The organism is Herbidospora daliensis (genome assembly GCF_001570585.1).
GTDB lineage: Bacteria > Actinomycetota > Actinomycetes > Streptosporangiales > Streptosporangiaceae > Herbidospora > Herbidospora daliensis.
Map to the genome: position 1 here is coordinate 1,664,472 of NZ_BBXF01000002.1, position 17,310 is coordinate 1,681,781.

Sequence of the window (17,310 nt, forward strand, 5' to 3'; positions counted from 1 at the left end):
CCATAATCGGTCCGTGCTGCACATTCGCGTGATCAGCCCCGAAACGGTGACCGATGAGGTCATCGGCTGCCTGCAAGAGGCGACCGGGGTCACCAACCTCGTCGTGCTGTCAGGAGCGGCCCGCCATCCCGCCGGGGATCTCGTCGAGTTCGACGTCGCCCGGGAGGCCGCCAACGGCGTCATCGAGAGCTTGCGCGGGTTCGGGATCGAGACCAGCGGGTCGATCGCGGTCGAGAAGATCGACCTGGCCATCTCCGAGGCCGCCGACCGGGCCCGCGAGGAGGCCCCCGGCGAGGGCGACGACGCGGTCGTCTGGGAGGAGCTCGCCGCGCGGGTGGCCGACGACAGCCGCATGACCTGGGCGTTCGTCGTCTTCCTCGCCATCGCCACCCAGCTCGCGGCGATCGGGGTGCTGCTCAATTCGCCGATCCTCATCGTCGGGGCGATGGTGCTGGGGCCGGAGTTCGGGCCGATCGCGGCCGTCTGCTTCGGGCTGATGCGGCGGGAGGCCGGGCTGATCGGGGCCGCGGTCCGCAACCTGGTCATCGGGTTCGCCGCCGCCATCGTCGTCACCCTGGCCTGCGCGCTGGTGGCCCGGGGGCTCGGCTGGATCGAACCGGTCATGATCGCCGAAGGCAACACCGAAGAGGTGAACTTCATCGTCAAGCCCGACCGGTGGTCGTTCATCGTCGCCCTGCTGGCCGGGGTCGCGGGGGTGTTGTCGATCACCGCCGGGAAGTCGTCGTCGCTGGTCGGGGTGTTCATCTCGGTCACCACCGTGCCGGCCGCCGGATACGCCGCCGTCGCGGTCGCCCTCGGCGAGTGGGGCGAGGTCGGGCACGCCGCGCTGCAGCTCGGGGTGAACATCCTCGGCATGGTCATCGCGGGCACGCTCACCCTCCTGGCCCAGCGGCTCCTCTGGGGGAAGTACGGCGAGAGCGTGGGTCCGCGACCACGGTCTGACCGATGACTCGTTCTTATGGGCGACGACCCGTTCCCGGGTGAGGGAGTACTGTCCGGATCATGACCATCCTCGCCACCGAGGCGCTCACCAAGCGATATCCCCGGGTCACCGCGCTCGACGGGCTCACCGTCGCCGTCGGCACCGGGGTGACCGGGCTGGTGGGCGCGAACGGCGCGGGCAAGTCCACACTGATCAAGATCCTTCTCGGGCTGGTCCCGGCGAGCGAGGGCTCGGCCCGGGTGCTCGGCCTCGACCCGGCCACGCAGGGGCAGGAGATCAGGCGCTCCGTCGGCTACATGCCGGAGCACGACTGCCTGCCGCCCGACCAGTCCGCCACCGAGTTCGTCGTGCACATGGCCCGGATGTCCGGCCTGCCGCGCACCACCGCCCGCGAACGCGCCGCCGACACGCTGCGCCACGTCGGGCTCCAGGAGGAGCGCTACCGGCCGATCGGCGGCTACTCGACCGGCATGAAGCAGCGGGTCAAGCTGGCCCAGGCGCTCGTCCACGACCCCAAGGTCATCTTCCTCGACGAGCCCACCAACGGCCTCGACCCGCAGGGCCGCGACGAGATGTTGCGGCTGGTCCACCGGATCGGCACCGAGTTCGGCATCAGCGTCCTGGTCTGCTCCCACCTGCTGGGCGAGCTCGAACGCATCTGCGACCACGTGATCGTCATCGACGCCGGGCGGCTGCTGCGCTCCTCGGCGATCGGCGAGCTCACCCAGGCGTCCCAGGTGATCTCGGTCGAGGTCGAGGAGGGCCTGGAGAAGCTGGCCGCCCGGCTGACCGAGACGGGCGAGACCGTCGCCGTCGAGGGCCGCGCGCTGACGGTCCAGGTACGCGCCGACGAGACGTACGACCTGCTCAGAGACGCGGTCGTCGACCTCGACCTCAACCTGGTCCGCCTGGAGCAGCGGCACGCCCGCATTGAGGATGTGTTCCGATGAGCCAGCCCACCGGCGTCATCCACGACATCGGTTACCGCCACTACGACGGGCCCCGGCTCGGGCGGGGCGGCGCGGTCGTCGCCCTGTGGATCTACAGCCTGCGCGGCACCTTCGGGCTCGGCCGCACCTTCAAGTCGAAGATCATGCCGTTCCTGCTGTTCGGGGCCATGATGTTGCCGGCCGTGGTGTCGATCGCGATCATGGCGCTGCTCAAGCAGGAGCCGATGAGCTATCCCGACTACGCGGTCTTCATGCAGGCGGTCACCGCGATCTTCCTGGCCGCGCAGTCGCCCGTGCTCGTGGCGCCCGACCTGCGCCACAAGGTGATCCCGCTCTATCTGTCGCGGCCCGTCACGATCGTCGACTACATCGGGGCCAAGCTCGCGGCGATGATCACGGCGCTGCTGATCCTTCTGGTCGTGCCGATCACCGTGCAGTTCGTCGGCGAGATGCTGATCGACCTGCCGATGCCGCTGCACACCCACGAATACCTGGCCGCGCTCGGCGGTTCGGTGATCAACGCGGTGCTGCTGGCCTCGATCGGGCTGGCGCTGGCGTCGTTCACGCCGCGCCGGGGGCTCGGGGTGGCGTCGGTGATCGCGTTCTACATGTTCACGCTGGCCGCCTCGGCGGTGCTCACCGGCGTGCTCGAAAGCGAGGGCCAGCGCGACGCCGCGTCGTGGACCATCCTTCTCAACCCGTTCTTCCTGGTCAACGCCGTACAGACCAATCTGTTCGGCACCCAGCCGGTCGAAGGGCTGCCCTTCCCCTCGGGGGTCGCTCCGGCGCTGATCCTCCTCGCCGTGGTGGCCCTGGCCCTCACCGGGCTGTACGCCCGCTACCGGAAGGCGCTGGCCGCATGAGCGTGATCGAGATCCGGCAGGTCAGCCGCTGGTACGGCAACGTCGTCGCGGTCAACGACGTGACGATGACGATCGGCCCCGGCGTGACCGGCCTCCTCGGCCCCAACGGCGCCGGCAAGTCGACCCTCCTGCACCTGATGGCCGGTTTCCTCCAGCCGTCGGGGGGCACGGCCACCCTCGACGCCAAGCCGATCTGGAAGAACAAGGACGTTTACCACACGATCGGCCTGGTGCCCGAGAAGGAGGGCGTCTACGGCTTCCTCACCGGCTGGCAGTTCGTGCAGTCGGCCGCCCGCCTTCACGGCCTCGGCGACGACGCGGCCGAACGGGCCATCGCCCAGGTCGACATGGCCGCCGCCAGAGACCGGCGGATCGAGACCTACTCCAAGGGCATGCGGCAGCGCATCAAGGTCGCCGGGGCGCTCGTCCACGAACCCTCGGTGCTGCTGCTCGACGAGCCGTTCAACGGCATGGACCCGCGCCAGCGGCTCCACCTGATGGACCTGGTCCGCGACCTCGGCGCGGCCGGCAAGACCATCGTGTTCAGCTCCCACATCCTCGAAGAGGTCGAGCGGGTCGCCCAGCAGATCGAGGTCATGGTCGCCGGGCGGCACGCCGCCTCCGGCGACTACCGCGAGATCCGGCGGCGGATGACCGACCGGCCCCACCTGTTCCGGGTGCGCTCCTCCGACGACCGGCGGCTGGCGGCCGCCCTGATCGCCGACACCGCGTCGGGCGGGGTGTCGTTCACGCCGCAGGGCCTGGAGGTCCGCACCGTCGACTTCCGGCGCTTCACCCACCAGCTCCCGAGGCTCGCCCGCGACCTGGGCGTACGCCTGTGGCAGGTGTCCCCGACCGACGAAGACCTGGAAAGCGTCTTCTCCTACCTGAGCGGCCGATCATGAACACCGTCGTCGCGTCCATCACCTACCGGGCCATGCTGGGCCGCAAGCGGATCTGGCTGCTGGCCCTGCTGCCCATCGCGCTGATCGCCTTCGCGTTGTTGTTCCGCTTCATCGGGGGCGGCGACGAGAGCGTCGCCGTCGAGCTCATGAAGACCTTCGCGATCGGCACCATGCTGCCGCTGCTCGGCCTCATCGCCGGGACCGGGGTGATCGCGCCGGAGATCGAAGACGGCACGATCATCCACCTGATGTCCAAGCCGATCTCCCGTCCGGTGATCGCGTTCACCAAGTTCGTCGTCGCGGCCTCGCTGATGGTGGGCTTCTCGGTGATCCCGACCTACGTGGCGGCCTACATCCTGATCGGCAGCGAGTCGGGCATCGCCAGCGGTTTCGCGCTGGGCGCCCTGTTCGCCGGGATCGCCTACGCCGCCGTGTTCCTGCTGCTCGGCGTCGTCTCCCGGCACGCCGTCACCATCGGCGTGATCTACGCGCTGGTGTGGGAAGGGCTCATCGGCGGGTATGTGCCGGGGGCCCGGCGTTTCTCCATCCAGCAGTGGGCCCAGTCGGTCGCCGACCAGGTGACGACCTCGGCCTTCCTGAAGTCGGAGGTGGCGCTGAGCTTCGCCGTCCCGGCCATGATCATCGTCGTGGCAGGATCGGTGCTGTGGGCCGGTCAACGGCTACGGGTGCTCTCACTCACGGGGGACGAGTGATCGTCGGTATCGGGGTCGATCTGGTGGACGTCGCGCGCTTCGCGGCCACGCTGGAACGCCGGCCCGCCCTGCGCGAACGCCTCTTCACCGAGGTCGAACTCCAGGGCCGCTCGGTCTCCACCGGGCTGGTCTCCGGCCAGGCCGGCGCCATGTGCACCGGCCACGCCGGAGACGAACTGTGCGGCGAGACCTTCGCCGACGCGGGCCGCGAGGTCCCGGTGGCCTCCCTGGCGGCCCGCTTCGCCGCCAAGGAGGCGGTCGCCAAGTCGCTGGGCGGCCCGCCGGGCCTGGCCCACCGCGAGGCCGAGGTCGTCGTCGGCGACCACGGCCGGCCGGTGCTGACGGTCAGCGGCCGGGCCGGGGAGATCGCCGGGGAGCTCGGCGTGCGCCGCTGGCACCTGTCCCTGAGCCACGACGGCGGCTTCGCGGTCGCCTACGTGATCGCCGAAGGCTGATCCTTCTTTCTCCGTTACGGCTCCGCCCACCCTGGCGCCACGGCGCTCCTCGCCGCTCATGCGAAGCGCCGAAACGCGTCCGGGATAGCGTCGACTTCATGTTGACTGCTTTCACCGGCGATCAGGTCAGGCAGGCCGAGCACACGCTGATGGCGCTGGTGCCCGACGGCGAGCTCATGCAGCGGGCGGCCGCCGGGCTGGCCGCCGTCTGCGCCCGGCTGCTGCCCGGCGTCTACGGCTCCCGGGTCGTCCTGCTCGTCGGCGGCGGCGACAACGGCGGCGACACCCTCTACGCCGGGGCGCGCCTGGCCGCGCGGGGGGCCCGCGTCGAGGCGGTGCTCGCGGGCGGCAAGAGCCACGAGGGCGGCCTCTCGGCACTCAAGAAGGCCGGCGGCCGGGTGATCGAGGCCGGTCAGGTCGGCTCGCCCGACCTGATCCTCGACGGCCTGCTCGGCATCGGCGGCAGGGGCGGCCTGCGGGAGCCCTACGCCGCCCTCGCCCGGATCGCCGCCGGATCGGGATCTCCCGTTGTCGCCGTCGACGTGCCGAGCGGGGTCGACTCCAGCACCGGCGAGGTCGCGGGCGAGGCCGTGAAGGCCCAGGTCACCGTCACGTTCGGGGCCAGGAAGGCCGGGCTGCTCGTCGACCCGGGGGCCGCGCGGGCCGGGATCGTCGAGCTGGTCGACATCGGCCTGGCCGATCACCTGCCCGAGCCGGAGCTCACCGCGCTGACCGCCGCCGACGTGGCGGCGCTGTTGCCCGTGCCCGGGATCGAGTCGGACAAGTACCGCCGGGGCGTCGTCGGGGTTCTGGCCGGGAGCGACCGGTTCGCCGGGGCGGCCGTCCTGGCCGTGGGCGGGGCGGTCAGGTCGGGGGCGGGCATGGTCCGGTTCGCCGGGCCCGGTGACGCCGTCCACCAGGTCAGGGCCCGCTGGCCTGAGGCCGTCACGACGCTGCTGCAGGACGACCCGGTCGAGGAGGTCGGGCGGGTCCAGGCATGGGTGCTCGGCCCCGGCATGGGCACCGACGAGCGGGCCCGGCGCATCGCCGCCGAGGTGCTCGGCACCGACCTGCCGGTGATCGTGGACGCCGACGCGCTCACCATCGTCTCGAAGGATCTCCAGCTCCTGAGCCGCCGGGCCCCGACGCTGATCACCCCGCACGCCGGCGAGCTGGGCAGGCTCCTGGGCGTCGACCCCGGCGACGTCGAGGCCCGGCGCATCGAGCACGTCCGCCGGGCGGTCGAGGAGCTCGGGGTGACGGTCCTGCTCAAGGGGTCGACCACGGTGGTCGCCGAGCAGGGCCGCCCGATCAGGGTGAACACGACCGGCACCTCCTGGCTGGCCACGGCGGGCACCGGCGACGTGCTGTCGGGCATCTCCGGAACGCTGCTGGCCGCCGGTCTGGCCCCCTACGACGCCGGCAGCGCGGCCGCTTTCCTGCACGGCCTGGCGGCCCGGAAGGCCGCCGGGGGCGCGCCCATCGCCGCACTCGATGTGGCCGTCTCGTTGCCGGATGTGATCCGGCACCTCCGGACGGCTGCAAATATGGAGGCATGAGCAGCAGCTTCGTCACTCCTGCCGAGGCCAGGGTCGACCTGTCGGCCATCCGCCACAACGCCGCCCTCCTCAAGGAGGCCGCCGGCGGGGCCGAGATGATGGCGGCCGTCAAGGCCGACGCCTACGGCCACGGCCTGGTGCCGTGCGCGCAGGCGGCCCTTGAGGGCGGGGCGTCCGGGCTGGGGGTCGCCACGGTCCGCGAGGCCGTCGCGCTCAGAGACGCGGGCGTCACGGCGCCGGTGCTGGCCTGGCTGATCCCGCCGGGGGAGCCGCTCGACGAAGCCGTGGCCAAGGGCGTCGACCTCTCGGCCGGGGCGCCGTGGCTGATCGACGAGATCGCCGCCGCCGCGCGGCGGACCGGCCGGACGGTCAACGTCCACCTCAAGGTCGACACGGGCATCTCCCGGGGCGGCGCGACCGCCGAGGCGTGGCCCGACCTGGTCGACGCCGCCCTGAAGGCCCAGGCCGAGGGCGTGATCGTGGTCGACGGCGTCTGGTCCCACTTCGCCTGCGCCGACATCCCCGGCCATCCGTCGATCGACAAGCAGCTGGCCGCCTTCGACGAGGCGGCCGAGAGCCTGCCCGGCGTGCGGCGGCACATCTCCAACTCCGCCGCCATCGTCACGCTGCCGCGGGCCCGCTACGACCTGGTGAGACCGGGCATCGCCCTCTACGGCCTGAGCCCGATCCCCGAGCTGGGCGACTTCGGCCTGCGTCCCGCGATGACGCTCACCGCCCGCCTCGCCCTCGTCAAGAGGGTGCCGAAGGGCACGGGCGTCTCCTACGGCCACCTCTACATCACCGACACCGACACGACGCTTGGCCTGGTTCCGCTCGGGTACGCGGACGGAATCATGCGAAACGCCACCAACCGTGCCGAAGTCCTCGTCAACGACCAACGCTTCACCATCGCCGGCCGCGTCTGCATGGATCAGTTCAGCATCGACCTGGGGGACCACCCCGCCACCGAAGGGGACGAAGTTGTCCTTTTCGGTCCAGGCGATAGAAATGAACCCACATGTCAGGAATGGGCTGATTCCCTCGGCACGATCACTCATGAGATCGTGACCAGGATCGGCACCCGGGTGCCACGTGTGCACGTGCGGCAAGGAGATCGGGAATGACAGTACGGCGCACAGCCGGCATCGCGGGGATCGTGGTCGGCGCGGCCTCCGCGGGTGTGGCGGTGGCCGCCCTGGCCAAGCGCTACGCCGTGGGCCGCATCCGGTTGCGGCCCGACCTGGAGGCCAGCGAACCCTTCGGTGAACTCCACGGCACCACCGCCCAGGTCGTCACCTCCGACAACCTCACCCTCGCCGCCGAGGTCGACGGGCCGCCCGACGCCCCCCTCACCATCGTGCTCTGCCACGGCTACTGCCTGACCTCCGACTCCTGGCACTACCAGTGGCGGCTGCTGCGCGAGAAGTACCGCGTCGTCGTCTGGGACCAGCGCTGCCACGGCCGGTCGGAGCGGGCGCTCGACGTCGACCAGTCGATCGACCGGCTGGGCGAGGACCTCGCCCAGGTGATCGACGACCTGGTGCCGGGGCCGTGCGTGCTGGTCGGCCACTCGATGGGCGGCATGACGATCATGGCGCTGGCCGACCGCCGGCCCGAGCTGTTCGGTGACAAGATCAAGGGGGTCGCGCTCATCTCGACCTCCGCGGGCAAACTGGCCGAGCTCAGCCTCGGCATGCCCGCCCTGGTGGCGAAGCTGGTCCACAAGGCCACGCCCACCGCCGTCGCCGTGATGAAGAAGAAGGCGGCGCTGGTCGACCGGGGGCGGCAGGCCGGGAACGACATCTCGTTCCTGCTGCTGCGCCACCTCGGGTTCGGCGACTCCGGCCGGGTCAGCCCGACCCTGGTCGACTTCGCCGAGTCGATGATCCGGGCCACGCCCGCCGACGTGATCGCCGGTTTCTACCCGGCGCTCATGTCACATGACAAGCTGAAGGCGCTCGACGTGCTGAACAAGGTGCCCACGTCGATCATCGTCGGCGACCGCGACTGGCTGACCCCGCCCGAGCACAGCAGGGCGATCGCGGCGGCCGTGCCGACGGCGACGCTGACCATGGTGACCGACAGTTCCCACCTGGTGCAGCTCGAGTGTCCGGGAATCGTGAACGATGCCCTGATCGACCTGATCGAACGGGCGGAACGGGGGGACAGGTGAAGGAGCCTGCGGCCACGGCCGAGGACATGCGCGCACTCGGCGTGAAGATCGCCGGGCTGCTGCGGGCGGGTGATCTGGTCGTGCTGACCGGCCCGCTGGGAGCCGGGAAGACGACTCTCACCCAGGGGATAGGCGAGGGCCTGAAGGTACGCGGCCCGATCACCTCCCCGACCTTCGTGATCGCCCGGGTGCATCCGTCGTTGTCCGGGGGCCCGGCCCTCGTCCACGCCGACGCCTACCGCCTGGGCGGCGCGCTGGAGGTCGACGACCTCGACCTCGACGCCTCGCTGGCCGACTCGGTCACCGTGGTCGAGTGGGGCGAGGGCCTCGTCGAGGGTCTGTCGGACGAGCGGCTCGAGATCGTGATTGACCGAGACGACACCGATGAGAGTAGGTATGTCCTGCTTCGGGGTGTTGGTCGTCGTTGGTCCGAAATTCCCGCAGGGTCGATCTAGTACGGTCTCGCTTGGAGCCTTCCACACCGCCGCCGATTCGTTAGAAAATGAAGATCTTTACTAATGGATTGGCCTAGATTTTCTGGGTAATGGTCGGCGGTGGGAGGGGTGGGGCCGATGAACGCGTTATCGAAGGCCGCGTTGGCCGGGGTGGTGCTGCTCGGAGTCGCCGGCTGTTCCGCGGAGGCGGGCATCGTCCCGGAGGCGTCCATCACGGTGACACCGCCGGTGCCGACGGTCACCGCCAGCATCCCGCCGCGGCAGGAGGTGCGGGTCACCCTCACCCCCGACGAGATCCAGGGCGGGCAGTCCCGCAACATCCGCATCACCGCCTACTGTCCGCCCGCGCAGCCGGGCACCAGCTACCAGGCCAGCGCCCACTCCGACGCCTTCACCGGCATCGTGAGCCTGCTGGCCCCCGCGGCCGAGACGCCCGCGCCCTCCCCGGCCCCCGCGCCCCGGCTGACCGGCGTGGCCGTGCTCAGGGCCAGCGCGAAGGCCGGCGGCTACCGCGTCGAGGTGCGCTGCTCGGCCACCAACGACATCGGCAACGCCCGCCTGCAGGTGCTCCGCAGCGGCACCACCGCCGACGAGACCCGCTTCCCGACCAAGGCGCCCGGCGCCGGGGGCGGCGGCACGGCCGCCGGCGGCCCGTCCGACGACTCGGGCATCCCGGTCACTCCGTTCGCCGTGGGGCTGCTGGCCGCGGCCGGTCTCGGCATCGCGGTGGCCCGCAGGCGCGCCCGGGGCTGACGCTTTGGCCGTCTCCACCCGGATGGTCGTCGCGGCGATCGTCTCGGGGTTCGTCCTGTTCGCGATGACCAAGCCCGACACGGCCGAGGTCGAGGGCGCGCGCAGCAGCGCGGTGCCCGAACGCATCGACATCCCCGTGCTGCAGATGAAGGCGCCGCTGATCAAGCTCGGCCTCACCGGAAGCGGCGAGGTCGAGCTGCCGCCGTACGAGAAACCGAAGATCGCCGGGTGGTACGAGGGCAGCTCCGTCCCCGGCGACAAGGGCGCGGCGGTGATCATCGGCCACGTCGACACCAAGACCGCGCCCGCCGTCTTCTACCGGCTGCGGGAGCTGAAGAAGGGCGCGGCCGTCAAGGTCGTCAGGTCAGACGGCAAGACCGTGGCCTACAAGGTCGACGCGATCGAGCAGATCCCCAAGGAGTCCTTCCCCGCCGAGAAGGTCTACCTCGGCGAGGGCCTGCGCCTGATCACCTGCGGGGGCCAGTTCGACTGGGACGCCCACGAGTACAAGGACAACGTCATCGTGTACGCATCCCGCGCCTGACCACACGCCCTGTAGGGCTAGGCTTGCTTTTTGTGCTGGTCCTGGCCTTCGACACGGCGACCCCTGCCGTGACCGCCGCGGTGCACGACGGAACACGCGTGCTGGCGGAATCCACCACCATCGACGCCCGGCGCCACGGGGAGTTGCTCGCGCCGGCGATCGAGACCGTCCTGCGTGAGGCGGGCGCGACCGTCCACGACGTCACCGCCGTCGTCGCCGGGGCGGGTCCCGGGCCCTACACCGGGCTGCGGGTCGGCCTGATCACGGCGCGGGCCCTGTCGACGACGCTCGGGGTGCCCGCCTACGGCATCTGCACCCTCGACGCCATCGCCTACGCCGCCGGCGTGCCGGGCCCGTTCACGGTGATCACCGACGCGCGCCGCAAGGAGCTGTTCTGGGCGACCTACGCCGACGGCTCCACCCGGCTCGACGGCCCCCGGGTCGACAAGCCCGCCGACGTGCCGGTGAACGGCGCGGTCGTGGGCGCCCGGCTCTACCTCGACGGCGTGACCGGTCCCGAACACCCGTCGGCCGGGTCGCTGGCGGCGCTGGCCGCCGTCGAACTGGCCCGGTTGTCGCCCGAGGAGCTCGCCGCGGCGGCCAAGCTGCCCGAGGGGCGCATCGACTCGGTCGAGGCGGCCCAGAACCGGGCGATCCTCGGCCCGCCGGCGCCGATCTACCTGCGGCGGCCCGACGCGCAGATCCCGGGGGCGCCCAAGAGGGTGACGGCGTGAGCGTGGTGACGCTGCGCGGCATGATGGTCGACGACCTGCCGGCCGTCATGGAGCTCGAACGCGCCACCTTCCCCGCCGACGCGTGGAGCGAGCGCATGATGCTCGGCGAGCTCGCCGACCAGCCGCGCACCCGCCACTACATCGTGGCCGAGCGCGACGGCCGGATCGTCGGCTACGCCGGTCTGGCGGTGGCGGGCGACCAGGGCGACGTGCAGACCATCGCCGTGCTCGCCGAGCACCGGCGCGCCGGGGTCGGCGCCCTGATGCTCAACGCCCTGCTCGACGAGGCCGGCCGCCGGGGGGCCTCCGCGGTCTTCCTCGAGGTCCGGGCCGACAACGCGCCCGCCCAGGCCATGTACGAACGGTTCGGCTTCCAGCAGCTCGGCCTCCGGCGGGGCTACTACGACGACGGAACCGACGCGATCACGATGGTGAGGAAACTCGATGGCTGACGAGCCGATCGTCCTGGGGATCGAGACGTCCTGCGATGAGACGGGCGTCGGCATCGTGCGGGGCCACACCCTGCTGGCCGACACGATCGCCTCCAGCATGGACGAGCACGCCCGCTTCGGCGGCGTCGTGCCCGAGGTGGCCTCCCGCGCCCACCTCGACGCGATGGCCCCCACGGTCGAGAGCGCCCTGGCGAAGGCCGGGCTGAAGTTCTCCGACATCGACGCCATCGCCGTGACGGCGGGCCCCGGCCTGGCCGGCGCGCTGCTGGTCGGCGTCGCCGCCGCCAAGGCCTACTCGGTCGGTCTGGGCGTGCCCCTCTACGGGGTCAACCACCTGGCCGCCCACGTGGCCGTCGACCAGCTCGAACACGGCCCGCTGCCCGAGCCGTGCATGGCGCTGCTGGTCTCCGGCGGCCACTCGTCGCTGCTGCTGGTGCCCGACGTGACCCGAGAGGTGATCTCGCTCGGCTCGACCGTCGACGACGCCGCGGGCGAGGCGTTCGACAAGGTCGCGCGGGTGCTGGGCCTGCCGTTCCCCGGCGGCCCCTACATCGACCGGGCCGCCCGCGAGGGGCGCGGCGACGCGATTTCGTTCCCCCGGGGCAAGGTCGACGACGGAACGCTCGACTTCTCCTTCTCCGGCCTGAAGACGGCCGTGGCCCGCTACGTGGAGAAGCAGGGCGACTCGGTGTCGGTGCCCGACGTGGCGGCCTCGTTCCAGGAGGCCGTGGTCGACGTGCTGACCCGCAAGGCGCTCCAGGCGTGCCGCGCCAACGGCGTGGAAGACCTGCTGATCGGCGGCGGCGTGGCGGCCAACTCGCGGCTGCGGGCGCTGGCCCAGGAGCGGTGCGACGCGGCCGGGGTCCGGCTGCGGGTGCCCCGGCCGGGGCTGTGCACCGACAACGGGGCGATGGTGGCGGCGCTGGGGTCCAACCTGGTCGCGGCGGGGGCGGCGCCCTCGCTGCTCGACATCCCGGCCGACTCGTCGATGCCGATCACGACTGTGAGCGTCTGAACGTACGAACACGAAAGGGCCGGGCGAAATCGCCCGGCCCTTTCATGTGTGCGGAGTTCAGTCCTTGGAGCCCCTGGTTGGCCGCAGGAGGGCCTCAGCCAGCGCCAGCATGGTTTCCTCCAGCGCCCCCAGCCTCCGGGTCAGGTCGGTGTGGGCGGGCTCCACCGTGGTCGACAGGGCCTCGCGGACCGCCTCGCGGTCGGGGCGGGTCTCGACCAGCGGGCCGATCTCGCCGACGAGGCGGTGGAGCTCGCCGATCTCCAGGGTCGCCGGGAGCTGGCCGAGCCGCTGGTTGATCGACTCGACGCGGTCGTCGACGCCGTCGAACCGCTCGCCGAGCTGCTCCTCCAGGGCCTCGACCTTGGACGCCAGGCGGCTCTCGGAGTCGCCCACACAGGCGCCCAGGCGCTCGTCGAGGGCGCTGACGGCGCGGTCGGTGCCGTCGAGCTTCTCGCCGTTCTCGGTGAGCTTGGCCTCGACGCCCGTCACGCGGGTGTCGATGTCGGCCAGGCACTCGTCGGCCGTCTCGATGCGGGCGTCGATGCGGTCGAGGCGGGCGGTCACCCCGGCGACCTGGCCCTCCAGGGCGTGGAACTGGGCCTTGGCGCCCGACTGGGCCTCGCTGATGGCGCTCAGGCGGGCGTTGCTGGCCGACTGCTGGCCCTCGACGCCGGAGATGCGGGTCGCGATCTGGTCGAGCGTCGCGGTCAGGCGGGTGACGACGTTGTCGAGGCCCGTGGTGAGCGACTCGGTGAAGTCGAGCTCCAGCCGGTCGAGGCGCTCGGTGAGGTCGGTGACGGCCTTGTCGATGCGGCTGAAGCGGGCCGCGGCCGCCTCCATGTTCGCTTGCATCTGGGTGAGGCGGTCGGTGATCGAGGCGAGCCGGGTGAGGGACTCGTCGACGTTCTCGCCCATGGTGCCGACGTCGGCCCACAGGCTGGGGAGTTCGCCGATGGGGGTGACCTTCTCGCCGACGACGTCGACGTGGTCACGGACCATCTCGATGTGCTGGGCGAGGCTTTCTGCCCAGGCGGGCGGGCGGCCCGTCAGGTCGTCGAGGCGGCCGCCGACGGTCTCCATGGTCGCGCTGATGCCGCCGAGCTCGCGCTCGCGCACCTCGCGGAGCAGCCATTCCATGCCCTCCATGCGCTGGCGGATCTCGTCGAGCACCGCCCCTTGGGTGCGCTGCTCGTAGACATGGTCCTGGGCCGCGCGGGCCAGCAGCTCGCGCATCCGGTCGGACACTGCGGCCTGACCGCCCGCTTGAAGGAGGGTGTGGTTTTCCACCGAAGGGCTCCGGATCAAGAGGAAGACGTGAACACGTAATGTCACCGAACGATAACCCTCGGCGCGGCCACTTTCCCGGGGACAGGGAAAGATCGGGGTTCCCGATGGATTGCCCGAACTGGCGGCTTTACCTGCCCATTTCCGAGGCCAGCACGGCTACGGGACGGGTGCCCAGACGGGTCAGCAGGACCACCATGGACCCCTCTCCGGACAGTCGCAGATCGTGACGGAGCTTCTCGACGTCGACCGCCGATCCTCGCTTCTTGATCGTGACGACGCCCACGTTCCGCTCCCGCAGCGCCGACCTGAGCCTCTTCAGCGAGAAGGGCATGACCTCCTCGACCAGATAGCCCGCCGCCCACGGGGTGGCCACGTGGGAGTCGGCGGTCAGGTAGGCGATCTGGGGGTCGATCAGGCGGCCGCCGACGATCTCGGCGACCTCGCCGACCAGATGGGCGCGGACCGCCGCCCCGTCGGGCTCGTAGAGGTAGCGGCCGATGGGGGCGACGTCGGCCTCGACGCCGCGCGCCGTCAGGGTCTCGCCGTACGGGAGCAGCGTCGCCCTGCGCCCCTCGGCGCCCGACCAGAGGACCGCCTCCTTCACCTCGCCCCGGAACGAGACCCACTCGGCCTCCATGCCGGGCGGGATGTACTCGTAGGGGATGCCGGGGGCGACCTTCAGGCAGGCCCGCCGCGCCTTCGCGATCAGGCCGAGGACCACGTCCCAGGCGGGCGAGTAGGCGGCGGGGTCGAAGACGCGGCCCCGGGTGGTCCGGCGGGCGGGGTCGGCGAACAGCGCGTCGTAGGCCGACGGGTCGAGGGTGGTCGCGTCGGCCAGGCGGACGGTCGCCCGTACACCCAGAGCTCGGGCGTTCGCCGTCGCCACGGCGACGGTCAGGGGGTCGAGGTCGACCGCGTCGACCTCGCAGCCCGCGCGGGCCTGGGCGATCAGGTCGCCGCCGATGCCGCAGCAGGCGTCGGCGACCGAGAGCCCGGCCAGCCGCTTCGCGCGGTGGGCGGCCACCTCGGGGCGGGTGGCCTGTTCGAGGCCGTGGGGGGTGAAATACATCACGTCGGCGTCGGGGCCGAACTTCGCCGCCGCCCTGCGGCGCAGGCCCGCCTGGGTGAGCGCGGCGGCGGCCAGGCCGGCGTCGAAGCGCCGGCGCAGCGTGGTCACCGCCGCTATCTGGGTCGCGCCCGAGGCCAGCACCGCGCCCGCCTCGTCGAGAGCCGTCTGGCCGTCGGGCGTGAGCAGGCGGGCGAAGCTCTCCGGATCCACACGGAGACGCTAGCGCCCGCAACCGGCTGACCGGCACGCCTCGATCGTGTTGACGGGCTCGGGGAAGGTGCATACTGTGTCGTGTTGGCACTCGCCTAGTGAGAGTGCCAATGCGACGCAGATAGGTCTGACACCCGCGACGGCAGGCCGCTGGTCGCCTCTTCAGCTCATTCATCGCAATCTGAAGGGGAGGTCCGATCGTGACGACCGCCACCAAGGTTCCCGTTAAGCCGCTCGGCGACCGCATCGTGGTCCAGCCGCTTGAGGCCGAGCAGACCACCGCCTCCGGCCTGGTCATCCCGGACACCGCGAAGGAGAAGCCCCAGGAGGGCAAGGTCCTCGCGGTGGGCCCCGGCAACTGGGACGAGTCCGGCAGCAAGCGGGTTCCGCTCGACGTCAGTGAGGGCGACGTCGTCCTCTACAGCAAGTACGGCGGCACCGAGGTCAAGTACGGCGGCGAGGAGTACCTCGTGCTCTCCGCCCGTGACGTGCTCGCCATCATCGAGAAGTAAGCCGTGAGAAGACCCCGGGCGCGCCGAGCGCCCGGGGTCTTCGACGCTGAGAGGACTGTAGATGCCCAAGACCCTGTCGTTCGACGAGGACGCCCGCCGCGCTCTTGAGCGTGGCGTGAACGCCCTCGCCGACGCGGTCAAGGTGACCCTCGGCCCGCGTGGCCGCAACGTGGTCATCGACAAGAAGTTCGGCGCGCCGACGATCACCAACGACGGCGTGACCATCGCTCGCGAGGTCGAGCTCGACAAGCCTTACGAGAACCTGGGCGCCCAGCTCGCCAAGGAAGTCGCCACCAAGACCAACGACGTGGCGGGCGACGGCACCACCACGGCGACCGTGCTGGCCCAGGCCATGGTCCGCGAGGGCCTGCGCAACGTGGCCGCCGGCGCCCAGCCGCTGTCGCTCAAGCGCGGCATCGACCTGGCCGCCAAGGCGATCAGCGAGAAGCTGCTGTCCTCCGCGCGTCACGTCGAGGACAAGAAGGAGATCGCCCACGTCGCGACGATCTCCGCCCAGGACGCCAAGATCGGCGAGCTCATCGCCGAGGCGTTCGACAAGGTCGGCAAGGACGGTGTCATCACCGTCGAGGAGAGCAACGCGCTCGGCCTGGAGCTCGAGTTCACCGAGGGCCTCCAGTTCGACAAGGGCTACCTGTCGGCTTACATGGTCACCGACCAGGAGCGCATGGAGGCCGTCCTCGACGACCCCTACATCCTCCTGACCCAGGGCAAGGTCGCCTCCCTGGCCGACTTCCTCCCGCTGCTGGAGAAGGTCGCCCAGACCAAGAAGGCCCTGTTCGTGATCGCCGAAGACGTCGAGGGCGAGGCCCTGGCCGTCCTGGTCACCAACAAGATCCGCGGCACCTTCACCTCGGTCGCCGTCAAGGCCCCCGGCTTCGGCGACCGCCGCAAGGCCATGCTGCAGGACATCGCGATCCTGACCGGCGCGCAGGTCGTCTCCGAGGAGATCGGCCTCAAGCTGGAGCACGTCGGCCTCGAGGTGCTCGGCACGGCCCGCCGCGTCGTCATCACCAAGGACGCCACGACGATCGTCGACGGCGCCGGTGAGGGCTCGGCCATCGCCGACCGCGTCAAGGAGATCAAGCTCGCCATCGAGCAGTCCGACTCCGACTGGGACCGCGAGAAGCTCCAGGAGCGCCTCGCGAAGCTGTCGGGCGGCGTGTGCGTGCTCAAGGTCGGCGCGGCCACCGAGGTCGAGCTGAAGGAGAAGAAGCACCGCCTGGAGGACGCGATCTCGGCCACCCGCGCCGCGATCGAAGAGGGCATCGTCTCCGGCGGCGGCTCGGCGCTGGTCCACGTGGCCGCCGAACTCGACAACCTCGGCCTGTCGGGCGACGAGGCGACCGGTGTCGCCGTCGTCCGCAAGGCTCTGGTCGAGCCGGCCCGCTGGATCGCCGAGAACGCCGGCCTCGAGGGCTACGTCGTGACCTCCAAGGTCACCGAGCTCCCCGTGGGCCACGGCCTCAACGCCGCCACCGGCGAGTACGGCGACCTGGTCGCCCAGGGCGTCATCGACCCGGTCAAGGTCACCCGGTCGGCCGTGCAGAACGCCGCGTCCATCGCCGGCATGCTGCTGACGACCGAGGCGCTCGTCGTCGACAAGCCCGAGGAGGAGGCCCCGGCTCCCGCCGGCGGTCACGGCCACGGGCACGGTCACTAATAACGGTTGCAGTTCT

At 71.2% G+C, this 17,310-nt stretch carries 19 protein-coding genes; 17 read left to right on the plus strand and 2 right to left on the minus strand.

Annotated features, from left to right (window positions below; genetic code table 11):
* Nucleotides 1-13 precede the first annotated feature (13 nt).
* From AW274_RS14265 to tsaD, 15 genes are all read left to right on the plus strand, one after another.
* On the plus strand, nucleotides 14-970 hold the full coding sequence (locus tag AW274_RS14265) for a DUF389 domain-containing protein (RefSeq protein ID WP_062431432.1): 957 nt from the start codon (nucleotides 14-16) through the stop codon (nucleotides 968-970).
* A gap of 53 nt (nucleotides 971-1,023) precedes the next feature.
* Entirely contained in the window at nucleotides 1,024-1,914 is an 891-nt protein-coding gene (locus tag AW274_RS14270) for an ABC transporter ATP-binding protein (RefSeq protein WP_062431433.1), read from the plus strand.
* Nucleotides 1,911-2,777 carry an ABC transporter permease gene (locus AW274_RS14275; protein WP_062431434.1) on the plus strand — a complete coding sequence of 289 codons (867 nt, stop codon included), beginning with the start codon at nucleotides 1,911-1,913 and terminating at the stop codon, nucleotides 2,775-2,777. The genes AW274_RS14270 and AW274_RS14275 overlap by 4 nt, the downstream gene beginning before the upstream one ends.
* A complete protein-coding gene (locus tag AW274_RS14280) occupies nucleotides 2,774-3,682 on the plus strand; it encodes an ABC transporter ATP-binding protein (protein WP_062431435.1) in 909 nt (302 codons plus the stop codon). The genes AW274_RS14275 and AW274_RS14280 overlap by 4 nt, the downstream gene beginning before the upstream one ends.
* A complete protein-coding gene (locus AW274_RS14285) occupies nucleotides 3,679-4,395 on the plus strand; it encodes an ABC transporter permease (protein WP_062431436.1) in 717 nt (238 codons plus the stop codon). The genes AW274_RS14280 and AW274_RS14285 overlap by 4 nt, the downstream gene beginning before the upstream one ends.
* A complete protein-coding gene (locus tag AW274_RS14290; protein WP_062431437.1) occupies nucleotides 4,392-4,850 on the plus strand; it encodes a holo-ACP synthase in 459 nt (152 codons plus the stop codon). The genes AW274_RS14285 and AW274_RS14290 overlap by 4 nt, the downstream gene beginning before the upstream one ends.
* A gap of 98 nt (nucleotides 4,851-4,948) precedes the next feature.
* A complete protein-coding gene (locus AW274_RS14295; RefSeq protein ID WP_062431438.1) occupies nucleotides 4,949-6,409 on the plus strand; it encodes a bifunctional ADP-dependent NAD(P)H-hydrate dehydratase/NAD(P)H-hydrate epimerase in 1,461 nt (486 codons plus the stop codon).
* On the plus strand, nucleotides 6,406-7,533 hold the full coding sequence (gene alr, locus AW274_RS14300; RefSeq protein ID WP_062431439.1) for an alanine racemase: 1,128 nt from the start codon (nucleotides 6,406-6,408) through the stop codon (nucleotides 7,531-7,533). Before AW274_RS14295 ends, alr begins: the two co-directional genes overlap by 4 nt.
* Nucleotides 7,530-8,582, plus strand: a complete 1,053-nt coding sequence (locus AW274_RS14305; RefSeq protein WP_062431440.1) for an alpha/beta fold hydrolase — start codon at nucleotides 7,530-7,532, stop codon at nucleotides 8,580-8,582. The genes alr and AW274_RS14305 overlap by 4 nt, the downstream gene beginning before the upstream one ends.
* Before the next feature lie 26 nt (nucleotides 8,583-8,608).
* Nucleotides 8,609-9,037 (plus strand): tRNA (adenosine(37)-N6)-threonylcarbamoyltransferase complex ATPase subunit type 1 TsaE, encoded by a 429-nt coding sequence (tsaE, locus tag AW274_RS14310; RefSeq protein WP_062432024.1) that lies wholly within the window; start codon nucleotides 8,609-8,611, stop codon nucleotides 9,035-9,037.
* Nucleotides 9,038-9,154: 117 nt separating this feature from the next.
* Nucleotides 9,155-9,790: a hypothetical protein gene (locus tag AW274_RS14315; protein WP_157520157.1), complete on the plus strand. Its 636-nt coding sequence runs from the start codon at nucleotides 9,155-9,157 to the stop codon at nucleotides 9,788-9,790.
* Between the two features lie 4 nt (nucleotides 9,791-9,794).
* On the plus strand, nucleotides 9,795-10,334 hold the full coding sequence (locus AW274_RS14320) for a class F sortase (protein WP_062431442.1): 540 nt from the start codon (nucleotides 9,795-9,797) through the stop codon (nucleotides 10,332-10,334).
* Nucleotides 10,335-10,366: 32 nt separating this feature from the next.
* Nucleotides 10,367-11,068, plus strand: a complete 702-nt coding sequence (gene tsaB / locus AW274_RS14325) for a tRNA (adenosine(37)-N6)-threonylcarbamoyltransferase complex dimerization subunit type 1 TsaB (RefSeq protein WP_062431443.1) — start codon at nucleotides 10,367-10,369, stop codon at nucleotides 11,066-11,068.
* Nucleotides 11,069-11,088: 20 nt separating this feature from the next.
* Nucleotides 11,089-11,520, plus strand: coding sequence for a ribosomal protein S18-alanine N-acetyltransferase (rimI, locus tag AW274_RS14330; RefSeq protein WP_062432026.1), 432 nt, complete (start codon nucleotides 11,089-11,091; stop codon nucleotides 11,518-11,520).
* Nucleotides 11,513-12,535 (plus strand): tRNA (adenosine(37)-N6)-threonylcarbamoyltransferase complex transferase subunit TsaD, encoded by a 1,023-nt coding sequence (gene tsaD / locus AW274_RS14335; protein ID WP_062431444.1) that lies wholly within the window; start codon nucleotides 11,513-11,515, stop codon nucleotides 12,533-12,535. The genes rimI and tsaD overlap by 8 nt, the downstream gene beginning before the upstream one ends.
* A gap of 57 nt (nucleotides 12,536-12,592) precedes the next feature.
* On the opposite strand, the gene AW274_RS14340 is transcribed toward tsaD, so the two are convergent.
* Complete coding sequence (locus AW274_RS14340; RefSeq protein ID WP_062431445.1) at nucleotides 12,593-13,768, minus strand: coiled-coil domain-containing protein; 1,176 nt, start codon at nucleotides 13,766-13,768, stop codon at nucleotides 12,593-12,595.
* Nucleotides 13,769-13,949: 181 nt separating this feature from the next.
* On the minus strand, nucleotides 13,950-15,101 hold the full coding sequence (locus AW274_RS14345; RefSeq protein WP_062431446.1) for a class I SAM-dependent methyltransferase: 1,152 nt from the start codon (nucleotides 15,099-15,101) through the stop codon (nucleotides 13,950-13,952).
* Nucleotides 15,102-15,301: 200 nt separating this feature from the next.
* On the opposite strand from AW274_RS14345, the gene groES reads away from it, so the two are divergent.
* Both groES and groL read left to right on the plus strand, forming a co-directional pair.
* Nucleotides 15,302-15,613, plus strand: coding sequence for a co-chaperone GroES (gene groES, locus AW274_RS14350; RefSeq protein WP_062337716.1), 312 nt, complete (start codon nucleotides 15,302-15,304; stop codon nucleotides 15,611-15,613).
* 61 nt (nucleotides 15,614-15,674) lie between these two features.
* A complete protein-coding gene (groL, locus tag AW274_RS14355) occupies nucleotides 15,675-17,294 on the plus strand; it encodes a chaperonin GroEL (RefSeq protein WP_062431447.1) in 1,620 nt (539 codons plus the stop codon).
* Nucleotides 17,295-17,310: the final 16 nt, after the last annotated feature.

What these genes read in the sequence shown, in the direction of transcription:
- tsaE (WP_062432024.1), top strand. Translation starts at nt 8,609, where the DNA reads ATGCGCGCACTCGGCGTGAAGATCGCCGGGCTGCTGCGGGCGGGTGAT.
- AW274_RS14295 (WP_062431438.1), top strand. Translation starts at nt 4,949, where the DNA reads ATGTTGACTGCTTTCACCGGCGATCAGGTCAGGCAGGCCGAGCACACG.
- alr (WP_062431439.1), top strand. Translation starts at nt 6,406, where the DNA reads ATGAGCAGCAGCTTCGTCACTCCTGCCGAGGCCAGGGTCGACCTGTCG.
- AW274_RS14305 (WP_062431440.1), top strand. Translation starts at nt 7,530, where the DNA reads ATGACAGTACGGCGCACAGCCGGCATCGCGGGGATCGTGGTCGGCGCG.
- AW274_RS14270 (WP_062431433.1), top strand. Translation starts at nt 1,024, where the DNA reads ATGACCATCCTCGCCACCGAGGCGCTCACCAAGCGATATCCCCGGGTC.
- AW274_RS14315 (WP_157520157.1), top strand. Translation starts at nt 9,155, where the DNA reads ATGAACGCGTTATCGAAGGCCGCGTTGGCCGGGGTGGTGCTGCTCGGA.
- AW274_RS14275 (WP_062431434.1), top strand. Translation starts at nt 1,911, where the DNA reads ATGAGCCAGCCCACCGGCGTCATCCACGACATCGGTTACCGCCACTAC.
- groL (WP_062431447.1), top strand. Translation starts at nt 15,675, where the DNA reads ATGCCCAAGACCCTGTCGTTCGACGAGGACGCCCGCCGCGCTCTTGAG.
- AW274_RS14280 (WP_062431435.1), top strand. Translation starts at nt 2,774, where the DNA reads ATGAGCGTGATCGAGATCCGGCAGGTCAGCCGCTGGTACGGCAACGTC.
- tsaD (WP_062431444.1), top strand. Translation starts at nt 11,513, where the DNA reads ATGGCTGACGAGCCGATCGTCCTGGGGATCGAGACGTCCTGCGATGAG.
- AW274_RS14340 (WP_062431445.1), bottom strand. Translation starts at nt 13,768, where the DNA reads ATGCGCGAGCTGCTGGCCCGCGCGGCCCAGGACCATGTCTACGAGCAG.
- rimI (WP_062432026.1), top strand. Translation starts at nt 11,089, where the DNA reads ATGATGGTCGACGACCTGCCGGCCGTCATGGAGCTCGAACGCGCCACC.
- AW274_RS14285 (WP_062431436.1), top strand. Translation starts at nt 3,679, where the DNA reads ATGAACACCGTCGTCGCGTCCATCACCTACCGGGCCATGCTGGGCCGC.